This window comes from Methylobacterium cerastii, from assembly GCF_022179125.1.
In the GTDB taxonomy this organism is placed as follows: Bacteria; Pseudomonadota; Alphaproteobacteria; order Rhizobiales; family Beijerinckiaceae; genus Methylobacterium; species Methylobacterium cerastii.
Genome location: NZ_BPQG01000008.1, coordinates 117518 through 140302 on the forward strand (window position 1 = coordinate 117518; position 22785 = coordinate 140302).

Consider the following 22785-nt stretch of genomic DNA (forward strand, 5'->3'; position numbering starts at 1 on the left):
ACCCTAACCGCCGAGGATCGCCCAAGGGTTTTCGCCGCAGGTCCCGCGCGGCGGCGCCCGTCACCGAGCGTGCCGCGTATGCTGATCGTCTGCCCGACCTGCGCCAGCGAGTACCGGATCGACACGGCCCGCGTCGGCACCGAAGGGCGCTCGGTACGCTGCGCCGCCTGCCGCGAGACGTGGTTCGTGTCGCCGGCGGAGGTCGTCGCCGCCCACGAGGCCGAGTTGCAGGCGGCGAGCGCCGCCGCCGACGAAGCGGTCTCCGCGGAGGCCTGGGCCGAGGCCTCGGCCGCGGTGCGCGAGGCGGCGACCCCTGAGACGATCGACAACGTGCCCGACGCCCCGCGCCGCGCGAAGGCGGGAAAGCCCAAGCCCGGCTACAAGCCGCTCGGCAAAGGCGCGGGCAAGGGAGCGGGCAAGGGCGGCGTCGCCGCGCTGTCGCCGGCGCTCGCCGCAGGCCTCGTGGTGCTGGCCGCGATCCCCCTCGCCTGCCTCGCCCGCGTGCAGGTGGTGCAGGCGCTGCCGCAGGCGGCTGGGCTGTTCGCGCGCATCGGCCTGCCGGTGAACCTGCGCGGCATCGAGATCCGAGACGCCACCGCCCTACGGAACCAGGCCGGCGGCGAGCGGCCGGGCGAATTGGTGGTCGAGGGCGACCTCGTCGGCACCGCCCGGAACGGGATGCCGGTGCCGCCGATCAGCGTCCTGGTGCGCGACGCCGCCGAGCGGGTCGTGAAGACCTACACCATCGCCCCGCCGCGCAGCCGCCTGGCGCAGGGCGAGACCGCGCGGTTCGCAGCCCGCTTCCCCGATCCGCCCGAGCAGGGACGCGGGGTCGAGGTCCGCTTCGCGGATGCGGTCAAGGCGGAAGACGTGAAGGTGGAGATGAAAGGTGATGTGAAGATGGATGTGAAGGGTGATGTGAAGACGGATTCCGCCACGCCCTGACGCATTTTCGAGCACGGGGCCGTGGTCCGCGCGCGCGGGAATGGGCTATGAAGGGCGCATGACCACCACGCCCTCCCGACGCGTCCGCGTCCTCTTCGACGAAGCCACCATCGCGACGCGCAACGAGGCGTTGGCGCGCGAGATCAAGGCCGCCGCCCCGCAGAACCTGCTGGTGGTGGCGGTGCTCAAGGGCAGCTTCATGTTCGCCGCCGACCTGCTGCGCGCCCTGCACCGGGTCGGGCTGTCGCCGCAGGTCGAGTTCGTCCACCTGTCGAGCTATCGCACCGGCACGGTCTCCTCCGGCCAGGTCGAGATCCTGCGCGACGTGCAGAGCGAGGTGCGCGGCCGCGACGTGCTGCTCGTCGACGACATCCTCGAATCGGGCCGCACGGTGGTGTTCGCCAAGGACCTGCTGATGGCCCGCGGCGCGTCCCGCGTCCTCACCGCGGTGCTGCTCGAAAAGCCGGGCAAGCGCGCGGTGCAGATCGACGCGGACTTCGTCGGCTTCACCTGCCCGGACGCCTTCGTCGTCGGCTACGGCATGGATGCCGCGCACGCCTTCCGGCAGCTGCCGTTCGTCGGCGTGGTCGACTACGACAGCCCCGATCCGGACCTGTTCGGCGGCGCCTGAGCCGCGATCCGACGCGCGGCATTTTCGCAACCCGCATGCGGCGCACTACATCGTGCGCCGAAATGTCTTGACAGGGCGGCCCTTGTTTAGACGTTCTCCAGGCATGACCGGGCTGCACGGCCCTTCTTCGACGGATCGAATACAGGCGACATGGCGCGCATCCTTCTGGTGGATGACGAAGAGACGGTCCGCGGCTTTCTCAAACGGGGCCTCGAGATCGACGGCCATGCCGTGGTCACGGCGATCGACGGCAGCGACGGCCTCGACCGGCTGAACGAATCCGACGGCGCCTTCGACCTGATGCTGACCGACATCCGGATGCCGCTGATGGACGGCATCGCGCTGGCGCTCGCGGCCAAGCGCGACTTTCCGGACTTGACCATCCTCCTGATGACGGGCTTCGCCGACCAGCGCGAACGCGCCCGCGGGCTCGACGCCATCGTCACCGACGTGCTGACCAAACCGTTCTCGCTGGCGGACCTGCGCGCCACGGTGAGCCGGGCGCTGGCCGCCTGAAGGGGCGGCCACCCGCTCCGCTTTGAGAGCATCCCCTCTCCCCGCATGCGGGGAGAGGGCTTTGCCGACCTCGTCGTCGGCAAAGCAAGGCGGCAGCCGAAGGTGAGGAGCTTGGCCGGACGAGGCTCCTCCGGAAGCTCCCCCTCACCGTCGCTTCGGCTCCGCCTGCGCTACCTGGCTGCACGACGCGGTGCAGCCAGGCCTCTCCCCGCGTGCGGGAGAGGGGAAGTCGGCTCCACCTCACACCACCAAGTTCACGATCCGCCCCGGCACGACGATGACCTTGCGGGGCGTCCGGCCTTCCAGCGCCCGCTGGACCGTCTCGTCGGCGAGCACCAGGGCCTCGACGGCGGCGGCGTCCGCGTCGCGCGGAACGGTGACGTCGCCGCGCTTCTTGCCGTTGACCTGGACCGGCAGGGTCACCGCATCCTCGACCAGGAGCGCCGGGTCGAAATCCGGCCACGGCGCCTGCGCCACGAGCCCGTCGCGGCCGAGCACCGCCCAGCAGCTCTCCGCCAGGTGCGGCATCATCGACGCGATGAGCTGGACCAAGATGCCGGCGGCCTCGCGGCCGGCGGCCGCCGAGGCGCCACCACGGAACGCCTCCTCGAGGGCGTTGGCCAGGGTGTAGACGTGGGCGACGCAGCGGTTGAAGCGCAGGCGCTCCACGTCCTCGCCGAAGGCGGCGAGCGCTTTGTGCGCGGCCTTGCGCAGGGCGAGGTCGCCGTCGCCGGAGCCCGAGGCCGCGACGGCGGCGTTCACCAGCCGCCACACCCGCTGCACGAAGCGGGCGGCGCCCTGCACGCCCTCCTCCGTCCAGATCACGTCGCGCTCAGGGGGTGAATCCGAGAGCATGAACCAGCGTGCGGTGTCGGCGCCGAAGGAGGCGATGATGTCGTCGGGATCGACGACGTTCTTCTTGGACTTCGACATCTTCTCGATCGGCCCGATCGCGATCGGGCCGGAGGTTTTCACGTGGAACCCGCGGCGCTCGCCGGCCTCCGTCGTCAGGCGCACGTCGGCCGGCGGCACCCAGGCGCCGGCCTCGTCCTTGTAGGTCTCGTGGACGACCATCCCTTGCGTGAACAGCCCGGCGAACGGCTCGGAGACGCCGGACCAGCCGGTCGCCTGCATCGCGCGCATGAAGAAGCGCGCGTAGAGCAGGTGCAGGATCGCGTGCTCGATGCCGCCGATATATTGATCGACGGCAAGCCAGCGGTTGACCGCCGCCGGGTCGGTCGGCCGGTCGGCGAGCCAGGGCGCCGTGAAGCGGGCGTAGTACCAGGACGAGTCGACGAAGGTGTCCATCGTGTCGGTCTCACGCCGCGCCGCCGCGCCGCAGGACGGGCACGGCACGGTGCGCCAAGCGTGGTCGCGCTCCAGTGGGTTGCCGGGCTGGTCGAACGAGACCGCCTCGGGCAGCTTCACCGGCAGGTCCGCCACCGGCACCGGCACCGGGCCGCAGGCCTCGCAATGGATGATCGGGATCGGGCAGCCCCAGTAGCGCTGGCGCGAGACGCCCCAGTCGCGCAGGCGGAACTGCACCTTTCGCGCTGCGACCGGCGCGCCGGACAGCACCTCGCCTTCGAGGCGACTCGCCACCGCTTCGAAGGCTTCGTCCGTGGTCAGGCCGTCGAGGTCGCGCGAGTTGATCATCCGCCCGTCGCCGTCGAAGGCGGTGTCGGTGATCACGAACGTGGCCGGGTCCTGGCCCTCGGGGCAGACCACGGGGGTGTTGCCGAGGCCGTACTTGTTCGCGAAATCGAGGTCGCGCTGGTCGTGCGCCGGGCAGCCGAACACCGCCCCGGTGCCGTACTCCATCAGCACGAAGTTCGCGACGTAGACCGGCAGCGTCCAGGACGGGTCCAGGGGATGGCGCACGGTGAGCCCGGTGTCGTAGCCGAGCTTCTCCGCGGTATCGATCGCCGCCTGGGCCGTGCCCATGCGGCGGCACTCGGCGATGAAGTCCTGCAGCTTGGCGTCGCCGGGGGCCAGGGCGGCCGCCAGGGGATGGTCGGCGGCGATGGCCAGGAACTTGGCGCCGAACAAGGTGTCGGGCCGGGTCGTGTAGACCTCGACCTCACGGATGGTCGCGTCGGCCGCGCGTTCCGCGAGGGCCGTCTCGGCGTCCGGCGACAACGCGAACCGGACCTGCAGCCCCTGCGAGCGGCCGATCCAGTTCTTCTGCATCAGCCGGACCTTCTCCGGCCAGCGCTCGAGCCCGTCCAGCGCGTCGTAGAGGTCCTGCGCGAAGTCGGTGATCTTGAAGAACCATTGCGTCAGCTCGCGCTGCTCGACGAGCGCGCCGGAGCGCCAGCCGCGCCCATCGATCACCTGCTCGTTGGCGAGCACGGTGTGGTCGACCGGGTCCCAGTTCACCTTGGCGGTGCGGCGCGTGACCAGCCCCTTGCCGAGGAAGTCGAGGAACATGCGCTGCTGGTGCTTGTAGTAGTCCGGATCGCAGGTCGCGACCTCCCGGCTCCAGTCGAGCGACAGCCCCATGGATTGCAGCTGCCCGCGCATCGTCGCGATGTTGGCGTAGGTCCAGTCGCGCGGGTTGGTCTTGCGCTCGATCGCCGCGTTCTCCGCCGGCAGCCCGAAGGCGTCCCAGCCCATCGGGTGCAGCACCGCGAACCCCTTGGCCCGCTTGTAGCGCGCCACCACGTCGCCCATCGCGTAGTTGCGCACGTGGCCCATGTGGATGCGCCCCGACGGATAGGGGAACATCTCCAGCACGTAGTATTTCGGGCGGGCGTCGGCGTTGTCGGCCTCGAACAGGCGCGCCTGCGCCCAGGCCTCCTGCCAGCGCGGCTCGGAATCCTTGGCGTTGTAGCGCTCGAGGGTCTGGTGGCTGGGCGGGTTCGTCATGGCGTCGTCGGGAACCGGGATCAGGCGGGGCGGGCCGGGGAAGCGGCGGCGTTAGCACATTCGCGCCGGGCTCGGCCAACGGATCTACCTGCTCGGCCGACCGCGTCGAGCGGGCGAGAGCTTTGCACCGCGGGCACGATCCCGGCATTGAGGCGCCAGATCGCCTATGTCGATGCCGTGCCGCTGGACAGCGCGGCGGCGTGGACCACCTCTCACGCAGCGACCGCCGGACGCCCCCGGAAGGACCCCGATGACCGACACACCGATCGATACGCCGCCGATCCCGGACAAGCCGCCCGTCGGCGAGGCGGACGTCGCCGCAGGCCTCGCCGAGGTGCGGACCGGGATCGCCCGCGCGGCCGAGGATTGCGAGCGCGATCCGGCCGGGATCCGTCTGATCGCCGTCTCCAAGACCGTGCCGGCGGAGGGTATCGTGCCGGCGCTGGAGGCCGGCCAGCGCCTGTTCGGCGAGAACTACGTGCAGGAGTCGAAGGCCAAGTGGCCGGCGCTCAAGGCACGATACCCGGACGTGGAACTCCATCTCGTCGGGCCGCTGCAGTCGAACAAGGCGCGCGAGGCGGTGGAACTCTTCGACGTGATCCACTCGCTCGACCGGCTGTCGCTCGCCGCTGCGCTGGCCAAGGAGATCGCGCGGACCGGGCGCACGCCCAAGCTGCTCATCCAGGTCAACACCGGGGACGAGCCGCAGAAGGGCGGCGTGTCGCCCGCCGACCTCGACGTGCTGCTCGCCGAGTGCGTCGGCACCCACGGGCTGGCGATCCAGGGCCTGATGTGCGTTCCGCCGGTCGAGGACCCGCCCTCGGCCCATTTCGGCCTGCTCGCCGCGCTCGCCCGCCGGCACAACCTGCCGATCCTGTCGATGGGCATGAGCGCCGACTACGGCGCCGCGATCCAGATGGGCGCGACCCATGTCCGGGTCGGCACGTCGATCTTCGGCGCGCGGACGCGAAAGGCCTGATCGGCGCACGCGCCATCGCGAGTCCGCAGCCTCGGGAGAGGCGACGGCGTCGGCCATCGCAAGGGATCGGACATCGCAAGGGAAAGGACGTGGTGGGGGAAGTAGGACTCGAACCTACGAAGCTTACGCAGCGGATTTACAGTCCGCCCCCTTTGCCGCTCGGGACATTCCCCCAAAGGGCGGCCCATCGGGCCGCGCGGGGCTCTTATGGTGAGGGGGTGGCGGCGTGTCAACCGTGCGGGACGGCCCACAGGGCAGGACCGGCGCGTCAGCGCCCGACGGCGTTCGAGAAGCCGTTGATCACCACGACGCCGGCGACGATCAGGCCGAGGCCGAGCAGGGCCGGGGCGTCGAGGCTCTGCCGGAACACCAGCCAGCCGACGAGGGAGATCAGCACGATGCCGACGCCCGACCAGACCGCGTAGGCCACGCCCATCGGGATCGTCCGCAGGGTGAGCGCGAGGAAGAAGAACGCCACCGCGTAGCCGGCGACCGTGATCAGCAGCGGCACCGGCCGGGAGAACCCGTCCGACGCCTTGAGCGCGCTGGTGCCGACGACCTCGGCGACGATCGCGATCATCAGGTGGACCCAGTGCACGGCCGCAAAGCTCCCGGTTCGATGGATCGGCGGTTCGGGCCAGGCTTCGGAACCCCGCGCGCCCCGCTCAGGCCTCGCCGCCGCCGAGGACGAGGCGGAGCGAGCGAGCGAGCTCGTCGCGGCGGTAGGGCTTGTTGAGCACCGGCAGCTCGCCGCGGCCGATGACTTGGCCCTCGTCGAGGTCGGCGACGTAGCCGGAGGTGAGCAGCACCTTGAGGCCGGGTCGCAGGCGCTGCGCCTCCACCGCGAGCTGCGAGCCGTTCATGCCGCCGGGCATCATCACGTCGGAGAACAGGATGTCGATGCGCTGGACGTCCCGGAGATGGGCCAGCGCCTCCGCAGCGTTCCGCGCCACGACGACCTTGTAGCGCAGTTCCTCAAGGCTCTCGACGGCCATGGTGAGGACCTGCTCGTCGTCCTCGACGAGCAGCACGGTCTCGCCTTCGCCGGCGCGGCGCAGCGGCAGCACGCCGCGTTCGCCCGTCTCCGCCTCCTCGCCGGCGGGGTCGGTCGAGCGCGGGAAGCGCAGCCGGAAGGTGGTGCCGCGCTCCACCTCGGAGTCGATGGCGACGAAGCCCTTGGCGCTGCGGGTGAAGCCGTAGACCTGGCTCAGGCCGAGGCCGGTGCCCTTGCCGACCTCCTTGGTGGTGAAGAACGGCTCGAACACCCGCGCCAAAAGCTCCGGCGCGATGCCGCTGCCGGTGTCGGACACCGCGATCTCGACGTAGGCGCCCGGCGGCACGCCCTTGTCGGCCACCGCCGCGGTGTCGAGGCGGAGGTTGCGGCTGCGGATCTCGATCCGGGCGTGACCGGCGTCCGCCTCCATCGCGTCGCGGGCGTTGACGACGAGGTTGAGGATGGCGGCCTCGAACTGGGCCGGGTCGATGCGGATCGGGTCGAGGGCCGGGTCGAGGTCGAAGGCCAGTTCGATCGCGCCCCCGGCGGCGCGCTCGGCGAGCGGCCGGAAGTCGATGAGCAGGCGGTTCGGGTTGAGGGTCTGCGGCCGCAGCATCTGGCGCCGGGAGAAGGCGAGGAGCTGCTGCGTCAGCTGCTCGCCGCGCCGGGCCGCCGTCATCGCGGCGTCGGCCAGGCGCTTGACCCGCTCGACGTTGTCGGGCTTGCGCAGCACCATGTCGAGGCCGCCGACGATGACCGTCAGCAGGTTGTTGAAGTCGTGCGCGACGCCGCCGGTGAGCTGGCCGATCGCCTCCATCTTCTGCGCCTGGCGCAGGGCCTCCTCGGTGTTGCGCTGGTCGGAGCGGTCGAGGACGATTCCGGCCATGCGGACGGGGGTGCCGTCGGCGCGGTACTCGGCCCGGCCCTTGGCCGCGACCCAGCGCACGGTTCCGTCGGGGCGCACGATCCGGCATTCGAGATCGAGCGTCCCGGCCCGCGCCGCCTGCGCGAAGGCCGCTTCCGCCGCCTCGCGATCCTCCGGGTGGATGTGGGCGAGGAAGGTCTGCCGGCCCCAATGCGGCAGCGGCGTGGCGTAGCCGAAGATCGCGTCGTGGCGGTCCGACCGACGCGCGGTGTCGGTGAGGAGATCGAGGTCCCACGTCCCCATCCCGGCGGAATCGAGGGCGAAGGCCAAGGTTTCGCGGGCGGCCTCGACCTCGCCGGTGCGCTCGGCGACCCGCCGCTCCAGGGTCTCGTTGGCGATCCGCAGGCGCTCCTCGGCCCGCTCCCGCTCGCGGATGTGTTCGCGCGCCTGGTATTGGCGCCGCCGCACCCGCAGGGCCGAGGCGACCGCGCTGACCAGGGTCTCGGCGTTGATCGGGCGCTCGAGCAGCACGACGTTGCCCAGGCGCTCCACCATGGCCGCGCCCTCCGCGGGGCGGCGCCCGGCCTGGCGCGTCGCCAGCATGATGAAGGGGAAGTCCGACCAGGGCGGCTGGCGCTCGATCCAGGTCCCGAGCGCGTCGGGGTCGACGTCGAGCAGGGCTTCCTCGGTGACGATCGCCGAGCCCGCCCGGCCCGCGAGGGCGGCGAGCCACGCGGCCGCGTCGGGGCAGACGGCGACGCGGGTGCCGGACTTGGCCAGCAACCGCTCCATCACCGCGGCGTCGCGCCCGCGCGGCGCCAGGATGAGGACGCGGGTCTCGTCGAGGTCGGGCTCGGTCATTCCGCCGGTTCGCTGCGCAGCATCGCGACCTTGCCGCCATAGGCCGGCAACCCCGACAGCACCCCCTCGAAGTCGGTCAGCGCCTCCCCGACCTGGATCCCGCCGCGGGAGAACCGCAGCTCGCGGATGGTGCGCTCGTGGGCGTTGACCCGGCTCTTCACCGTCGAGAGCGCGGTGCGGACCTCGCCCTTGGCCTCGAAGTAGCGGAACAGCAGGATGCCGTCGCTGAGGTAGCTCAGGTCGAGGTCGGAGCGCACGTCGCCGATGACGCCGTGCTGCCCGAGCACCAGCAGCGTCGTGACGCCCACCTGGTTCAGGTAGGTCAGGAGTTCGTGCATCTGCAGGATCAGGAACTGCTCGCCCGGCATCGCGTGGATGTAGGCGTTGAGGCTGTCGAGGGCGACGAAGGTCGCGCCGCGTCGCTCGACCGCCTCGCGGACGCGGCAGGCGAACTCGCCCGGCGCCAGCTCGGCGGGGTCGACCTGGGCGATGGTGAGGGTGCCCGCATCGAGATGCGGCTGCAGGTCCATCCCAAGCAGGGCGGAGCGCGCCAGCAGCGTCGCGCGTCCCTCGTCGAACAGGAAGTAGGTGGCCCGCTCGCCCCGCTTCAGCGCCGCCAGCATGCAGCGGACCGCCGTCGTGGTCTTGCCGGCGCCGGACGGCCCGAGCAGCAGGGTGTTGGTGCCGCGCACGAGGCCGCCGCCGAGCAGCAGGTCGAGGCCGGGCGCGCCGGTGGAGCGGGTGACCGGCGCGAAGTCGACGCCGTGCTCGGCGGCGACCAGGGTCGGGAACAGCGCGATCCCGCCGGTCTCGAGGATGAAGTCGTGGTAGCCGCCGCGGCTCTTCACGCCGCGCATCTTCAGGACGAGGAGGCGGCGGCGGCCCGCGCCGAAGTTGCGCTGGTTGTGTTCCAGCAGGAAGACGCCGTGGGCGATGCTGTGGAGCTGCACGTCGGCGGTGCCGTCGTCGAGCAGGAACACCGTGCAGCCGCGTGCCGCGAAGAGCTGCTTCAGCGCCAGGATCTGGCGGCGATAGCGCAGCGGGTTCTGCGCGAGCAGCCGCAGCTCGGACAGGCTGTCGAACACCACCCGGTCGGGCTTTGCCGCGTCCACCCGCTCCATCACCTCGCGGACGGTCTCGCCGAGTTCGACCTCGGAGGGGTGCAGCACCGACTGCTCGCTCTCCGGATCGAGGCCGAGCTCGTTGACCAGTTCGTAGAGCTCGACTCCGTCGAGCGACCAGCCGTGCGAGGCCGCCGAAGAACGCAGCTCGTCCGCGCTCTCCGACAGGGTGACGTAGAGGCAGGTCTCGCCGCGGGCGACGCCATCGAGCAGGAACTGCAGGGCGAGCGTGGTCTTGCCGGTGCCGGGCGTGCCTTCGAGCAGGTAGAGGCGCCCCTTCGTCAGGCCGCCGGCGAGGACGTCGTCCAGTCCCGCCACCCCGGTCGAGAGGGTCTCGCGGGAGAAGGAGGCGACGCGGGTTGGTTGATCCATCGGCTTCGCCATCACGGATGTGGTGCAGTCACCTGCGGAAGAAGCAGCCGCCTGCGAGAGATGCAGTCACCTGCGATGGAAGGCGTGCCGGCGACGGGCCGGCGCACCGTGCGAGGTGCCCTATGGCGCGGCGCCTCGCCCGACACGAACGACCTCGCCCCGACGGCACCTGCCTTTGCCTCAACGCGGGGCGCGCCGATAGGTCCCCTCGGTCCGCAGCCCGCCAAGGCGCCGGTCGCGACAATTCGGATCATCCTGACCTCGTCGCTTTGCGCCTATGTCGCAGTATCATCCGGCTCTGCCGGGCGTTCCCAAGATCCGCTCGCCGACGACTTTTCAGGACACCATGCTTCGACTGCTCATCGCGGACGGCAATGGGCGCGAAGACCGCGCGCAGCACGTCACGGCCACCGGACGCACCTCGGCCGAATCCTACGCCGACGTCGTCCACGCCTACCACCCCGAGGCGCAGTGCCGCCTCGTCAGCCCGGCCGACGCCGACGCCGGCCTGCCCGAGGGCGCGGGGCTCGCCACCTACGACGGCGTGATCTTCACCGGATCGACCCTGAAGGTCGCCGAGCGCAGCCCGGAGGTGATGCGCCAGCGCGACCTGATGCAGGCGGCGCTGGAGGCCGGCCTGCCGGTGTTCGGCTCGTGCTGGGGCGTCCAGCTCGCGGCGGTCGTCACCGGGGGCGACGCCGGCCCCAACCCGCGCGGCCCCGAATACGGCTTCGCCCGCCGCATCGCCGCGACGGCCGAGGGCCGCGACCACCCGCTGCTGTCGGGCCGCGGGGCGGCATGGGACGCGCCGGCGATCCATTCCGACGCGGTGATCGTGCCCCCGCCCAGCGCGCGGGTTCTCGCCGCGAACGCGCTCCTCGACGTGCAGACGATCGAGATCCCCCACGGGGACGGCGTGTTCTGGGGCACGCAGTATCACCCGGAACTCGACCTCGACGAGCTTGCCGCGATGCTGCGGGTCTGCGCCGAGGCCGTGGTCGAGGCCGGCCTCGCGCCCGACGCAGGCGCGGTCTCGGACTACGCCGCCGAGATCGAGGCGCTGCACGCCGCCGCGGACGCGTCGCTCGCTTGGCGACACGGCCTCGGCGCCGACGTCCTGGAGCCGCGTCAACGCCGTCGCGAGATCGGCAACTTCCTCGACCGCCTCGTCGCGCGACAGGCCGGCTAGGGCGGTTCCGGTCGGCCTTGCGTTCGCGGCGAAGCCTCAGGCTGCCTCGGCCATCGTCCCGTCGTTCGTCGCGACCTCGTCGGTGTGCACGTCGAAGCGCATCAGGTAGGCGGTGCCGAAGCTGGTGGTGAGAGCGCAGTCCGTCGCGTCGCGCCCGCGGGCCATGACGATGCGGGCGATCCGCGGCGTGTTGTGGCGGGCGTCGAACGTGTACCAGCGGTCTCCGAGGTAGACCTCGAACCAGGCCGAGAAATCCATCGGCGCCGGGTCCTTCGGCACGCCGATGTCGCCGAGGTAGCCGGTGGCGTAGCGGGCCGGGATGTTCATGCAGCGGCAGAGCGCGATCGCCAGGTGGGCGAAGTCGCGGCAGACGCCGACGCGCTGGACGTAGCCGTCATGCGCGGTGCGGGTGTTGTCGGCCCGCTGATAGTCGAACTGCAAGTGATTGTGCACGAAGTCGACGATCGCCTGCACCCGTGCCCAACCCTCCGGCGTCGCGCCGAACAGCGACCACGCGGTGGCCGAGAGCTTGTCGGTGTCGCAGTAGCGCGAGCCGAGGAGGAACGGCAGAACGTCGTCGGGCAAGTCCTGCACCGGGTGCTGGCGGGCCTCCGGCTCATACGCGTCCGGCTCGCCGGAATCGCGGATCGTGAAGTCGGCCGACATCGTGATCCGGCCGCCCGGGGCGACGATGCGGGTGCAGACGTTGCCGAAGGCGTCGACGTGCTGCGTCGCCAGCACCGGCGGATCGAACGCGATGACCTCCGGCGTCACGAGGTCGACCCGGCGCTCCGGCCGCACGTTGAGCAGCAGGTTCATCGGGGTCGGGCCGAAGGTGTTGAAGGCGATGGTGAAGCCGGCTTGGACGAGCATCGGTGGATCCGTGACGGCCGCGAGCGAGGGCGCAGGCGGGGCAGAGGCGAGAGCGTGGACGCGCCTTGAACACGGACGCTATGCTCGAGGTTCCGCAGGTCAGATGTGCTTGCCGCGCAGGTTCTGCCCAGAGAAACGGCAGTTTTTGTCCGATCAGGACCCGGGCGTTGCTGCAAGCCGGTAGAACAGTCGGCGGAAATCAGAGACGCGGTCGAGGACATAGCGCCAGCTCCCTCCTCTTGCAGGAGAGGAGGGACGAGCGCAGCTTCACCTGCGCGATACGTCTGCAGCTTGAGGAAATACCCCCGGCGCCGCGGTGTGGCGCTGATGATGCATCGCACGAGGCGTCGACCCTTCGGCCCCTTGGGATGCCATGACCGTTCCCCTGCCCTCCTCCACCCCCGCCGCGGCGATCCTCGGCCGCGGGACCCGCGCATGAACGAGGCGATCGCCTGGGCGGAGCGGCGCCGCATCGCCGAGCAGGCGCGCGGCGAGCGGGCGTGGTCGCTGTGGGGGCCGTATCTGAGCGAGCGGCAATGGGGCACCGTGCGCGAGGATTACAGCCGCGACGGCAACGCGTGGCGCTCGCTCACCCACGAGGAGGCCCGCTCGCGCGCCTATCGCTGGGGCGAGGACGGCCTGGCCGGCATCTGCGACGAGCGCGGGCAGCTCTGCCTCGGGCTGGCCTTGTGGAACGGGCGCGACCGCATCCTGAAGGAGCGCTTGTTCGGCCTCACCAACGAGCAGGGCAACCACGGCGAGGACGTGAAGGAAGTCTACCACTACCTCGACGCGGTCCCGAGCCACGCCTACCTCAAGTTCCTCTACCGCTATCCGCAAGGCGCCTACCCCTACGAGGACCTCGTGCGCGAGGGCCTGCAGCGCAGCCGCGAGGTTCCCGAATACGAGATCGAGGAGACCGGCCTGTTCGAGGGGGCGCGCTTCTTCGACGTGACGGTGGAATACGCCAAGGCGGACGTCGACGACGTCCACGTCGCGATCACGGCGACGAACCGCGGGCCGGAGGCGGCCGACCTCCACCTCGTGCCGCAGCTCTGGTTCCGCAACACCTGGTCCTGGCGGGAGGACGGGGCGCAGCCGCGTCCGTGGATCGGGCGCCACCCCGAGGGCGGGGTCGCCTGCGAGCACCCGCGGCTCGGGCGCTACCGGCTGGCCTTCGAGGGCGGGCCCGCGTTGCTGTTCTGCGAGAACGACACCAACCTGCGCCGGCACGCGGGGCAGCCGGACGCCGAAGGCCCGTTCAAGGACGGGCTGCACGCGGCGATCGTCGAGGGCGACGCCTCGGCGGTGCGCCGGGACGCGGGGACCAAGCTCGGCCTGCACTACGCCCTGCGCCTCGAGCCCGGCGAGACCCGCCGGGTACGCCTGCGGCTGTCAGCCGGGACGCGGGCGCGCCCGCTCGACGCGGACGATGCGATCCGCACACGGCGCATCGCCGAAGCCGACGCCTTCTACGACGACCTGCAGGACGGGATCGCGGACGCGGAAGCCCGCACCATCTTCCGGCAGGCGTCGGCCGGCCTGATCTGGTCGAAGCAGCTCTATGCCTACGACGTGCGGCGCTGGCTGCAGGGCGATCCGGCCCAGCCGGTGCCGCCGCGGGAGCGCGACGGCGGTCGCAACACCCAATGGCGCCACTTCGCCGCCTCCGACGTGCTCTCGATGCCCGACAAGTGGGAGTACCCGTGGTTCGCCGCCTGGGACCTCGCCTTCCACTGCCTGCCGCTGGCGCTGCTCGACCCGGACTTCGCCAAGAAGCAGCTCCTGCTGCTGACGCGCGAATGGTACATGCACCCCAACGGCCAGCTCCCGGCCTACGAATGGGAGTTCTCCGACACCAACCCGCCGGTCCACGCCTGGGCGACCTACCGGGTGTTCGAGATCGACCGCGACCGCCGCGGCGGCCGGGGCGACCTCGCCTTCCTCGAGGGCGTGTTCCACAAACTCCTGATCAACTTCACCTGGTGGGTGAACCGCAAGGACGCCGGCGGCCGCAACGTGTTCCAGGGCGGCTTCCTCGGGCTCGACAACGTCGGCGTGTTCGACCGCTCGCGCCCGCCCCCCGGCTTCGGCATGGTGCACCAGGCCGACGGCACCGCCTGGATGGCGATGTACGCGCTCAACATGATGCGCATCGCCCTCGAGCTCGCGCTCCACAACGACGTCTACGAAAGCACAGCGTCGAAGTTCTTCGAGCACTTCCTGCTCATCGCCGAGGCGATGACCGACATGGGCGGCGAGGGCTTCGGCCTGTGGGACGAGGAGGACGAGTTCTACTACGACGAGGTCGACATGCCCGGCGGCGGGATGCTGCCGTTGCGCGTCCGCTCCATGGTCGGCCTCGTGCCGCTGTTCGCGGTGGAGGTGATCGAGCCCTTCGTGCTCCAGCGCCTGCCGGACTTCGCCCGGCGGCTCAACTGGCTCCTGGAGAACCGCCCGCACCTCGCCTGCCTGGTCTCGCGCTGGGACGAGGGCGGCGTCGGCGACCGCAAGCTGCTCTCGCTCCTGCGCGGCCACCGGATGAAGGCGTTGCTGCGGCGGATGCTCGACGAGGCCGAGTTCCTTTCGCCCTTTGGCGTGCGCTCGCTCTCGAAGGCGCACCGCGACCAGCCCTACGTGCTCAACGAGTTCGGCGCCTCGTTCACGGTGCGCTACGACCCGGCCGACTCGACCTCGAACATGTTCGGCGGCAACTCGAACTGGCGCGGGCCGGTCTGGATGCCGACGAACTACCTGATCATCGAGGCCCTGCGCCGGTTCCACTCCTATTACGGCGCCGACTTCCTGGTGGAGTTCCCGACCGGCTCCGGCGCGATGCACACGCTGGCCGCCATCGCCGACGCGCTGCAGGAGCGGCTGATCGACCTGTTCACCCGCGGCGCGGACGGCCGCCGCCCCACGGACGGCGACCGCGTGCCGATCCCCCCGGTGGACGGCGCCGAGGAGGCCCTGCTGTTCCACGAGTTCTTCGACGGCGACACCGGCCGGGGCCTCGGCGCCTCGCACCAGACCGGCTGGACCGCGCTGATCGTCAACCTGCTGCACCACCGGGCGCAAAGGGGCGGGACCTGAGGCACTGGGACCGCAATCTCCGCGGGGGCGTGCGCGGGTGTGGGAGCTTGGCCGACGCGGCCACGAAATGCCATGAAGGCCGACGCGATCGAAGCCGGATCGACGGCATGAACTTCAGGTTGAGACGATGACGGCCCGGACTTCGAACCGCCAAGCCGCGTGGGTTCCCCAGAGCGAGTTCGCGGCCCGCATCGCGTCCGCGCGTCAGCTTCAGACGTTCAACGACCTGAGCAGCTTCGCGATCAACTTCGACGTACTCCGCTCGGTGAAGCCCGACATCGAGATGGCCGGCAACAAGAGCAGCACCTTGTGCCTGTGGGAGACGCGCTCCTCCAGCGGCTTCATCACCAAGCCGCGGGTCGCCGTCGACATCCTGACGGTCCGCTTCATCGCGAACGGGCACATCATCTACCGCAACCAGTCGGGCAAGACGCAAGGTACGCCAAAATACGCGACCCTGGTCGACTTCGAGGACGTCAGCGAGATCCAGGCCTCGCCGGCCTTCAGCGCGATCAACGGAACGATCACGCTCGAAGCGCTCTCGGCGGCCAACGCCGCGCTCACGGGCGGACAGCCGGCTCTTCCGGCCTTCGCCCCGATCGCAGACGTCGCCACGCCGGGCATGATCGCCCTGTTCTTGATGATGCGGCAGGTGCAGCGCCGCGGGCAGGAGGCGGGTCGCGGCGGCGACATCGCCTTCCCGCTGGTCCAGGAGATCCTCAGCTACCAGCTCCTGTCTGTCTGGCCCAGGCGCGCGGGCGTGGCGACGATTGCGACGACCGACGCCACGGCCTCGCGCTTCACCATCGCGCTCGACTTCATCGAGGCGAACCTTTCGCAACCGCTCACGCTGTCGCTGATCGCCGCGGCCGCCGGGCTCAGCGTTCGCTCCCTCCAGAGCCAGTTCCGCAACCGGACTGGGCAGACGGCGATCGCCTTCATCACCGAGCGGCGGCTCGCGCGCACCCACGAGGATCTGACCTCCGCGTCCGCCGCCGCGGTTCCGATCGCGGAGATCGCGCGGCGCTGGGGCTTCGTGCACATGAGCGACTTCGGCCAACGCTATAAGCGTGTGTACGGGCGCACGCCCTCCCAGGCACGGCGCGAGGCCGGACGGCGGGGATGACCCGCAACGGAGCGACGACGCCACGCCGGGCGCGTGGCGTCGTCGGGTTCCGGTCTTCGGCCATGTCCCGGCAGGATGGCCCGCCGAAACATCGGGATCACGCGGCCGGAAAGGCGGTCACCGACCGGTCGTGGTGGTCGACTTCACCGGCTTGGAGCCGGGCTCGTGCGACATGGTCTTCGTCCGAGACTCGACGCCCTCGCCGTCGCGAACCTTGGTCTGGGTATGCGACTTCGAGAAGGTGCCGCCGTCATGGGCCATCGCCTTCGATTGCCCGTTGAGCCCGCCGTTCCCGGTCTCGTTGACGTGCGAGCGGTCCATCGTCTTGCCGCCCGCCGCGCTGCCGCCGGTGGCCAGGGACGAGCCCGTCGCGCCGTTCGCTCCCGTCGAAGTCCCGCCGGTCCCGACGGTCGAGGCGGAGGTGCCGCCGGCCGCCGCCGAGCCCGCCGTGCCGCCGGTGGCGCTGCCCCCGGTCTGGGCGAGCGCCGGGACGACGAGGAGCCCGAAGGCGGCGAGGGGGGCGATGAATCGGATCGTCATGTCAGCCTCACTTCGTGGTCTTGGGGACGGTGACGACGCAGTCGCCGGCGCCGGTGGTCGTCATGGTGGTGCCGCCGGAACTCGAGCTGGAGGCCGAGCTGCTGGTCGAGCCGCTCCCGGACCGCGTGGTCACCGAAGGACCGCCCGTGGTCGCGCTCCGCACGCCGTCCGCCCCGGCCGTGACCGAGCTCGACATCGTGCCGGCGTTCTTCGCGTCGTCGGAATGCACGACCTTGCACGGCTTTCCGTTCGGGCCGGTCGTCACCGTCGTGCTGCCCGAGACGCCGTTCGGGCCGGTCGTGACCGTGCTTGTCTGGGCTTGGCCGGTCGCGACGCCGGCGAGGACGAGGGCGCCACCGAGAAGCGGCAGGATCAGGCGAGCCATGGTCAGGTCTCCTTGATGGCGGGGAGGGAATGAAAGGCGCGGTGCGAAGGTCGAGGAGGGCGCGGCTCCGAGGAGCCGCGCCCGATGTCGCCGTTCCAGAGCCGGATCAGCGCTTGTTGTGGCCCGGTGCGTTCTCGGAGTTGCCGGGGCCGCCGCGGTCATGACCGGACGCGCTGCCCGACATGCCGGACGAGGAACCGCCCGTGCCCATCGAGGAGCCGCTGGTGCCCTTGCCGGCCGAGGAGCCGCCGGTGCCGACCGTCGACCCCGAACCGCTGCCGGCGCCCGCCGACGAACCGCCGGTGCCGACCGTGGACGAGCTCTTGCCGCCGCCCGCGGAGGAGCCGCCGGTGCCCACGGTCGAACCCGAGCCGCTGCCGGATCCTGCCGAGGAGCCGCCAGTGCCGACCGTCGACGAGCTGGTGCCGCCGCCCGCCGAAGAGCCGCCGGTGCCCACGGTGGAGGACGACTGCGCGAGCGCCATGGCGGCGCCGCCGATGACGAAGGTGGTCGCAAGGGCGGCGACGCGAACGTGCTTTGAGATGTATTATCTCCGTTTATCCGGTTGTACGGGCCATAAACGGACAGCATAAAAAAAACCGTTCCGCGGTATTTCTGCACAATTCTGCAAATCGATGACATGAACAGCAGTTAAACGAAATTGATATGCTTCGTTCATCATCCCGCAAACTGGCATGCGGCATCGCCACCGGAGGATGACCTCGGCGCGCCGCCGCGAACGACCCGTCGTCGCGGCCGGCCCGGTCTGTGCTGGCGGTGCGTCGGACGGGTGCTGCAGGGGGCGAGGAACGGCGCTGGCGGGCAAACCGTTCCGGCCGGAGGCCTAGCGGCGCGCGATCCCATCGGCCTTCCCCCCGCGCACGAGCCGACCGCCGGACGGACACCTCTCCGCCCGAGCGGATCGAGCCGGGCGGTTCGCGATGGATCGCTTCAGGGACGTCCGGACGGTCGTCGCGTTATCGGATTTCGCTCGTCACCCGACGCAGGCGACGGCGCCGGACGCGCGCGTTACGGCGCCCACTGCCAGAACACCGAGCTTGCGAACGAGAACACCGTCTCGCCGCGCTGGTTGACGCCGACGTTGTCGGCGAAGGCGAGGCCCCAGCCGGGGCGGGAGGCGGAGGCGCGCTTGTCGGTGAGCGTCGTGGCGTAGCGCACGGTGTCGCCGGCGTAGACCGGCCTCAGCCAGCGCATGTCGCGAAAACCCGGCGAGGGGCCGGTCGCCGGCGCCTGCCCGCGGGCGGCGGTGAAGGCGTGGTCGCGGGTGCGGGTGGCGAGCAGCCGCTTCATGTAGGCGGCGGCGGTGTGCCAGCCCGAGGCGCACAGGCCGCCGAAATGCGTGGCCTTGGCGGCCTCCGGATCGGTGTGGAACACCTGCGGGTCGTAGGCGCGGCCGAAGTCCAGGATCGCCTCGGCCGAGAAGGCGTAGGCGCCCAAGTCGCGGGTGGCGCCGACCGCGGCGTCCTTCAGGAACGGCACGATCTCGGCGTCGTCCGGCTCGACCAGAGGGGCCGGAACGCCGGTCTCCACGACCCGCGGCGCCGCCGGCTCGGCCCCGCGGCGGGCCAGCATCACCGTGAACGCCTGGGTCATCACCGCCTCGCCGCGGTCGTTCTCCAGGGTCAGCAGGCAGACGGCGAAGCCCCGATCCGGCTTCGAGGCCGAGGCGCGGGTCTCCTCGACGCGCAGGGTGGCGGAGAGCGAATCGCCCGGCAGCACAGGCTTCAACCAGCGCAGCTCGGCGACGCCGGGCGATCCGAGCGAGGAGTGCCCGCCCATCGGCCCGGCCTGCAGCAGCCGCATCCCAAGGGAGGCCGTGTGCCAGCCCGACGCGATCAGCCGGCCGGCGAAGGTCTTCTCCGCTTCGCGCTCGTCGAGGTGGAACGGCTGCGCGTCGAACTCCCGGGCGAAGGCGACGATGTCGTCGCGGCTCACCGTCAGCCGCGCGCCGCCGCGAACCTGGCCGGCGGCGAAATCCTCGAAGTAGAGGCCTGACATGGGCATGTCTCCGTCTGGACGCAGGTGGTCCGGCGCGGCCGCGCGCGTCAGTTGGCGAAGCGGAAATGCAGCACGTCGCCGTCCTGCACGAGGTACTCCTTGCCCTCGAGCCGGAGCTTGCCGGCGTCGCGCGCGCCCGATTCGCCCTTCAGCGTGGTGTAGTCGGAGAACGCGATCGTCTCGGCGCGGATGAAGCCCTTCTCGAAGTCGGTGTGGATCACGCCGGCGGCGGCCGGCGCGCGGGTGCCCTTGGTGATCGTCCAGGCGCGGGCCTCCTTCGGGCCGACGGTGAAGTAGGTGATGAGCCCGAGCAGATCGTAGCCGGCGCGGATCACCCGGTTCAGGCCGGGCTCGGCGAGCCCCACCGCCTCGAGGTAGTCGCCCTGGTCGGCGGCCGGCATCACCGCGATCTCGCTCTCGATCTTAGCCGAGACCACCACCGCCTGCGCGCCCTCGGCCGCCGCGCGCTCCTGCACCGCCTTCGAGTAGGCGTTGCCCTTGTCGGCGTCGCCCTCGTCGACGTTGCAGACGTAGAGCACGGGCTTGGCCGTCATCAGGCCGAGCTGCTGGAACAGCTTCTCCTCCTCCGGCTTGCGGGCGACCATGCGGGCGGGCTTGCCCTCGCGCAGGTACGGCAGGGCGCGGTTGACGAGGTCGAGGAACTCCTTGGCTTCCTTGTCGGCGCCACGAGCCCGCTTCTCCAGGGCGACGACGCGCTTCTCGAGGCTGTCGAGGTCGGCCAGCATCAGCTCGGTCTCGATGGTCTCGATGTCGGCGCCTGGGTCGACCTTGCCCTCCACGTGGGTGACGTCGCCGTCGTCGAAGCAGCGGACCACGTGGGCGATGGCGTCGCATTCGCGGATGTTGGCGAGGAACTGGTTGCCGAGGCCCTCGCCCTTCGAGGCGCCGCGCACGAGGCCAGCGATGTCGACGAAGGTCAGCCGCGTCGGGATGATCTCCTTCGACGAGGCGATCCGCGCCAGGTCGTCGAGGCGCGGGTCGGGCACCGCCACGTCGCCGACGTTCGGCTCGATGGTGCAGAACGGATAGTTCGCGGCCTGCGCCGCCGCCGTCTGCGTCAGCGCGTTGAAGAGGGTCGACTTGCCGACGTTCGGCAGGCCGACGATGCCGCATTTGAAGCCCATGGGGTCAGGTCCGTTAGGTGAGCGCCAGGGTGGCGCGGGCGCGAGGCCCGAAGGGATTGATGATCGTCAGGGACTCGACGGCTTGGCCGTCCCGCATATCTTCAGAGACGTAGGCCTGGCAGCGAGCCTGAAGCGCCGAAGCGAGGGCGATGCTGTCCCACCAAGACAGGCGGTGCTTAGCAGACACGCGAATCGCCAGACGGTGGGTCTCAACGTCGAGCGGGGCGGTGCAGGCATGGTGGAATGCGGACAGGTAGCGCTCGATGTCGGCCGGAGGAACGAGCTTCTTCCTATAGGCCGCGACCCAGACGCATTCGTTCAGAATTTGCGGGCTGACGACCAGACGTCCCTGCGTCAGAGCCTTCGTGATCACCTCCATACTCATCGACCGCTTCGCCGGATCCTTCGGATCCAGGGCGTAGATCAGGATGTTCGTGTCGAAGAAGAGCCGACCTGTCATAGATCTCGTCGCGCGTGGGGAGGTTCTCGGCGATGCCGGGCCATCCGGGTCCCTCGAAGAAGTCCTCGAGGATCGCAAGCTGGTGCGCAAGCTCGGGCGCCCGGCGGTCTGCCAGCGCCTGGGCGACGAAGCGGGACAGGCTTTGGCCCTGCTTGGCCGCTTCCACGCGCGCCCAGGAAAACAGGTCCTCGTCGAGGGTGATGGTGAGGTTCTTCATCGGACGGCCTCCAAGGCCTTCGATATCGTGTCCTCGTGTTTTCGTGTCAATTCTTGGCGGCCTTCTCGCCCGGCCGCTTCACGTCGGCCCAGCCACGGCCGACCATGGCGAGGTGGACCTTGTTCTGGAAGCTCTCGTTCTCGTTCGCCGCGAGCAGCGCGATCTCGTCGGCGACCGCCCGGCACAGGTCCTCGACCCAGGGCTCCTCGGACTTCGCGAAATCGTTGAGCACGTAGGCGTGCACCAGGGCCTTGTCGCCGGGGTGCCCGATGCCGAGCCGGACGCGGCGATAGTCGTTGCCGCATTGGGCGGTGATCGAGCGCAGGCCGTTGTGCCCGGCGTTCCCCCCGCCGAGCTTCACCCGGATCTTGGCCGCGGCGAGGTCGAGCTCGTCGTGGCATACGATCACGTCGGACAGCGCGATCTTGTAGAAGCGCTGCGCCTCGGCGACCGAGCGGCCGGACTCGTTCATGAAGGTCTGCGGCTTCAGGAGGATCGCGCGCTCGGCCCCGAACGAGACCTCGGCGGCCTCGCCCTGGAAGCGTCGCCGGAACGGGCTCGCCCGGTGGACCCGCGCGATCTCGTCGATCGCGAGGAACCCGATGTTGTGGCGGTTGCGCGCGTAGGCTTTGCCCGGATTGCCCAGGCCTACGATGAGTCGCATGGCGACGGACTCCGGCCTTCCAAAACAAGAACGCCCCGGCCTCGCGGCCGGGGCATCGTTTCGAAGCCGCACCACCACGAGGGCGGTGCGGGAGGATCGAGCCGCGAAGGGCTCAGTCCTCCTTCTTCTCCTCGGAGGCTTCGGCAGCGGCCTCGGCCTCTTCGGCCTCGGCTTCGACCTTCTCGGCCTCGGCTTCCGCCGACTGCGCCTCGGCAATCGCGGCCTCCTCGGCCTCGACCTCGGCGCCGAGCACGGTCGGCGGCACGACGTTGGCGATCGGGTCGGTGGCTTCGCCGGTGTAGACGACGCCGGCCGGCAATGTGACGTCGGAGACGTGGATCACGTCGCCGATCTGGCGGCCGGTGAGGTCGATCTCGATCCCGTCGGGGATCTGGTCGGGGGCGACCTCGACGGCCAAGGTGTGCAGCGAGATGTTGAGGGTGCCGCCCTGCTGCTTGATGCCCGGGGCCGCGTCCTCGTTGTGGAAGTGCACCGGCACCTCGACGGTGACGGTTTGGCCGGCGACCACGCGCAGGAAGTCGACATGCATCGGCACGCCGCTGACCGGGTCGAGCTGGAAGTCGCGCGGGATCGCGCGGGTCTTCTTGCCGCCGGCGTTGATCTCGAACAGCGTCGTTTTGAAGCCGCCGGCGTAGATCAGGGTGCGGGTGCGGATGAGGTCGATGGCGATCGACTGCGGCGGCTGGCCTCCCCCGTACACGACGGCGGGAACCTGGCCCTGGCGACGAACGGCCCGGGCGGCCCCCTTGCCGACCCGGTCGCGTGCCACGGCCTCAAGCGTCTTGACTGCGCTCATGGCGTGATCCTTTGATTGATGAATGGTCGGGGAAACGACGAAGGCCGCCCGAGACGGACGGCCGAACCGAAACCCCACGCGCCCGTGCCTCCAAGGGTGTCTGGC

At 70.6% G+C, this 22785-nt stretch carries 20 protein-coding genes and 1 tRNA gene; 8 read left to right on the forward strand and 13 right to left on the reverse strand.

The annotated features are described in order from the left end of the window. Nucleotides 1-78: 78 nt before the first annotated feature. The 3 genes from MFF13_RS04905 (at nt 79) to MFF13_RS04915 (ending at nt 2092) form a co-directional block, all read left to right on the forward strand. Entirely contained in the window at nt 79-945 is an 867-nt protein-coding gene (locus MFF13_RS04905) for a zinc-ribbon domain-containing protein (RefSeq protein ID WP_147827988.1), read from the forward strand. Nucleotides 946-1003: 58 nt separating this feature from the next. Beyond that, nucleotides 1004-1576: a hypoxanthine phosphoribosyltransferase gene (hpt, locus tag MFF13_RS04910; RefSeq protein ID WP_147750718.1), complete on the forward strand. Its 573-nt coding sequence runs from the start codon at nt 1004-1006 to the stop codon at nt 1574-1576. A 150-nt stretch (nt 1577-1726) separates the two neighbouring features. Beyond that, nucleotides 1727-2092: a response regulator gene (locus MFF13_RS04915; protein WP_147727221.1), complete on the forward strand. Its 366-nt coding sequence runs from the start codon at nt 1727-1729 to the stop codon at nt 2090-2092. Nucleotides 2093-2332: 240 nt separating this feature from the next. Here MFF13_RS04915 and leuS read toward each other — a convergent pair whose 3' ends face one another. Continuing rightward, a complete protein-coding gene (leuS, locus tag MFF13_RS04920; protein ID WP_238271116.1) occupies nt 2333-4960 on the reverse strand; it encodes a leucine--tRNA ligase in 2628 nt (875 codons plus the stop codon). Between the two features lie 250 nt (nt 4961-5210). On the opposite strand from leuS, the gene MFF13_RS04925 reads away from it, so the two are divergent. Further along, a complete protein-coding gene (locus tag MFF13_RS04925; RefSeq protein WP_147762474.1) occupies nt 5211-5939 on the forward strand; it encodes a YggS family pyridoxal phosphate-dependent enzyme in 729 nt (242 codons plus the stop codon). Nucleotides 5940-6029: 90 nt separating this feature from the next. Here the strand turns inward: MFF13_RS04925 and MFF13_RS04930 are convergent. From MFF13_RS04930 to MFF13_RS04945, 4 genes are all read right to left on the reverse strand, one after another. Continuing rightward, nucleotides 6030-6113, reverse strand: a tRNA-Tyr gene (locus MFF13_RS04930). A 94-nt stretch (nt 6114-6207) separates the two neighbouring features. Next, a complete protein-coding gene (locus MFF13_RS04935) occupies nt 6208-6537 on the reverse strand; it encodes a DMT family transporter (RefSeq protein WP_281406029.1) in 330 nt (109 codons plus the stop codon). A gap of 67 nt (nt 6538-6604) precedes the next feature. After that, nucleotides 6605-8659, reverse strand: a complete 2055-nt coding sequence (locus tag MFF13_RS04940; RefSeq protein ID WP_147762473.1) for a PAS domain-containing hybrid sensor histidine kinase/response regulator family protein — start codon at nt 8657-8659, stop codon at nt 6605-6607. After that, nucleotides 8656-10152 carry an ATPase domain-containing protein gene (locus MFF13_RS04945; protein ID WP_147762472.1) on the reverse strand — a complete coding sequence of 499 codons (1497 nt, stop codon included), beginning with the start codon at nt 10150-10152 and terminating at the stop codon, nt 8656-8658. The genes MFF13_RS04940 and MFF13_RS04945 overlap by 4 nt, the downstream gene beginning before the upstream one ends. Nucleotides 10153-10498: 346 nt before the next feature. Between MFF13_RS04945 and MFF13_RS04950 the strand changes: the two genes are divergently transcribed. Beyond that, nucleotides 10499-11341: a type 1 glutamine amidotransferase gene (locus MFF13_RS04950; protein WP_238271118.1), complete on the forward strand. Its 843-nt coding sequence runs from the start codon at nt 10499-10501 to the stop codon at nt 11339-11341. Nucleotides 11342-11377: 36 nt separating this feature from the next. On the opposite strand, the gene MFF13_RS04955 is transcribed toward MFF13_RS04950, so the two are convergent. After that, nucleotides 11378-12214, reverse strand: a complete 837-nt coding sequence (locus MFF13_RS04955; RefSeq protein WP_147762470.1) for a transglutaminase-like domain-containing protein — start codon at nt 12212-12214, stop codon at nt 11378-11380. A 435-nt stretch (nt 12215-12649) separates the two neighbouring features. On the opposite strand from MFF13_RS04955, the gene MFF13_RS04960 reads away from it, so the two are divergent. Then, complete coding sequence (locus MFF13_RS04960; protein ID WP_238271120.1) at nt 12650-15307, forward strand: MGH1-like glycoside hydrolase domain-containing protein; 2658 nt, start codon at nt 12650-12652, stop codon at nt 15305-15307. A gap of 127 nt (nt 15308-15434) precedes the next feature. Further along, a complete protein-coding gene (locus MFF13_RS04965) occupies nt 15435-16433 on the forward strand; it encodes a helix-turn-helix domain-containing protein (protein WP_147827983.1) in 999 nt (332 codons plus the stop codon). A 117-nt stretch (nt 16434-16550) separates the two neighbouring features. Here MFF13_RS04965 and MFF13_RS04970 read toward each other — a convergent pair whose 3' ends face one another. Together MFF13_RS04970 and MFF13_RS04975 are read right to left on the reverse strand one after the other, a co-directional pair. Then, nucleotides 16551-16973 carry a hypothetical protein gene (locus MFF13_RS04970; protein WP_147750708.1) on the reverse strand — a complete coding sequence of 141 codons (423 nt, stop codon included), beginning with the start codon at nt 16971-16973 and terminating at the stop codon, nt 16551-16553. A gap of 7 nt (nt 16974-16980) precedes the next feature. Then, a complete protein-coding gene (locus MFF13_RS04975) occupies nt 16981-17358 on the reverse strand; it encodes a glycosyl hydrolase (protein ID WP_147762467.1) in 378 nt (125 codons plus the stop codon). A 182-nt stretch (nt 17359-17540) separates the two neighbouring features. Between MFF13_RS04975 and MFF13_RS04980 the strand changes: the two genes are divergently transcribed. After that, the gene (locus tag MFF13_RS04980) at nt 17541-17951 is read left to right on the forward strand and encodes a hypothetical protein (protein ID WP_238271122.1); all 411 of its coding nucleotides are present in this window, start codon (nt 17541-17543) and stop codon (nt 17949-17951) included. A gap of 436 nt (nt 17952-18387) precedes the next feature. On the opposite strand, the gene MFF13_RS04985 is transcribed toward MFF13_RS04980, so the two are convergent. From MFF13_RS04985 to MFF13_RS05005, 5 genes are all read right to left on the reverse strand, one after another. Further along, the gene (locus MFF13_RS04985; protein WP_147762466.1) at nt 18388-19377 is read right to left on the reverse strand and encodes a MaoC family dehydratase; all 990 of its coding nucleotides are present in this window, start codon (nt 19375-19377) and stop codon (nt 18388-18390) included. 47 nt (nt 19378-19424) lie between these two features. Beyond that, the gene (ychF, locus tag MFF13_RS04990) at nt 19425-20522 is read right to left on the reverse strand and encodes a redox-regulated ATPase YchF (protein WP_147750704.1); all 1098 of its coding nucleotides are present in this window, start codon (nt 20520-20522) and stop codon (nt 19425-19427) included. 13 nt (nt 20523-20535) lie between these two features. After that, on the reverse strand, nt 20536-20982 hold the full coding sequence (locus MFF13_RS04995) for a PIN domain-containing protein (protein WP_147762465.1): 447 nt from the start codon (nt 20980-20982) through the stop codon (nt 20536-20538). Nucleotides 20983-21245: 263 nt separating this feature from the next. After that, on the reverse strand, nt 21246-21863 hold the full coding sequence (pth, locus tag MFF13_RS05000) for an aminoacyl-tRNA hydrolase (protein WP_147750702.1): 618 nt from the start codon (nt 21861-21863) through the stop codon (nt 21246-21248). 112 nt (nt 21864-21975) lie between these two features. Next, complete coding sequence (locus MFF13_RS05005) at nt 21976-22680, reverse strand: 50S ribosomal protein L25/general stress protein Ctc (RefSeq protein ID WP_147750701.1); 705 nt, start codon at nt 22678-22680, stop codon at nt 21976-21978. Between the last annotated feature and the right edge of the window lie 105 nt (nt 22681-22785).

What these genes read in the sequence shown, in the direction of transcription:
- MFF13_RS04915 (WP_147727221.1), top strand. Translation starts at nt 1,727, where the DNA reads ATGGCGCGCATCCTTCTGGTGGATGACGAAGAGACGGTCCGCGGCTTT.
- MFF13_RS04905 (WP_147827988.1), top strand. Translation starts at nt 79, where the DNA reads ATGCTGATCGTCTGCCCGACCTGCGCCAGCGAGTACCGGATCGACACG.
- MFF13_RS04985 (WP_147762466.1), bottom strand. Translation starts at nt 19,377, where the DNA reads ATGTCAGGCCTCTACTTCGAGGATTTCGCCGCCGGCCAGGTTCGCGGC.
- ychF (WP_147750704.1), bottom strand. Translation starts at nt 20,522, where the DNA reads ATGGGCTTCAAATGCGGCATCGTCGGCCTGCCGAACGTCGGCAAGTCG.
- MFF13_RS04940 (WP_147762473.1), bottom strand. Translation starts at nt 8,659, where the DNA reads ATGACCGAGCCCGACCTCGACGAGACCCGCGTCCTCATCCTGGCGCCG.
- MFF13_RS04965 (WP_147827983.1), top strand. Translation starts at nt 15,435, where the DNA reads ATGACGGCCCGGACTTCGAACCGCCAAGCCGCGTGGGTTCCCCAGAGC.
- pth (WP_147750702.1), bottom strand. Translation starts at nt 21,863, where the DNA reads ATGCGACTCATCGTAGGCCTGGGCAATCCGGGCAAAGCCTACGCGCGC.
- MFF13_RS04950 (WP_238271118.1), top strand. Translation starts at nt 10,499, where the DNA reads ATGCTTCGACTGCTCATCGCGGACGGCAATGGGCGCGAAGACCGCGCG.
- MFF13_RS04975 (WP_147762467.1), bottom strand. Translation starts at nt 17,358, where the DNA reads ATGGCTCGCCTGATCCTGCCGCTTCTCGGTGGCGCCCTCGTCCTCGCC.
- leuS (WP_238271116.1), bottom strand. Translation starts at nt 4,960, where the DNA reads ATGACGAACCCGCCCAGCCACCAGACCCTCGAGCGCTACAACGCCAAG.
- MFF13_RS05005 (WP_147750701.1), bottom strand. Translation starts at nt 22,680, where the DNA reads ATGAGCGCAGTCAAGACGCTTGAGGCCGTGGCACGCGACCGGGTCGGC.
- MFF13_RS04960 (WP_238271120.1), top strand. Translation starts at nt 12,650, where the DNA reads ATGAACGAGGCGATCGCCTGGGCGGAGCGGCGCCGCATCGCCGAGCAG.
- MFF13_RS04945 (WP_147762472.1), bottom strand. Translation starts at nt 10,152, where the DNA reads ATGGATCAACCAACCCGCGTCGCCTCCTTCTCCCGCGAGACCCTCTCG.
- MFF13_RS04995 (WP_147762465.1), bottom strand. Translation starts at nt 20,982, where the DNA reads ATGACAGGTCGGCTCTTCTTCGACACGAACATCCTGATCTACGCCCTG.
- MFF13_RS04970 (WP_147750708.1), bottom strand. Translation starts at nt 16,973, where the DNA reads ATGACGATCCGATTCATCGCCCCCCTCGCCGCCTTCGGGCTCCTCGTC.
- MFF13_RS04955 (WP_147762470.1), bottom strand. Translation starts at nt 12,214, where the DNA reads ATGCTCGTCCAAGCCGGCTTCACCATCGCCTTCAACACCTTCGGCCCG.
- hpt (WP_147750718.1), top strand. Translation starts at nt 1,004, where the DNA reads ATGACCACCACGCCCTCCCGACGCGTCCGCGTCCTCTTCGACGAAGCC.
- MFF13_RS04980 (WP_238271122.1), top strand. Translation starts at nt 17,541, where the DNA reads ATGCCGGACGAGGAACCGCCCGTGCCCATCGAGGAGCCGCTGGTGCCC.
- MFF13_RS04925 (WP_147762474.1), top strand. Translation starts at nt 5,211, where the DNA reads ATGACCGACACACCGATCGATACGCCGCCGATCCCGGACAAGCCGCCC.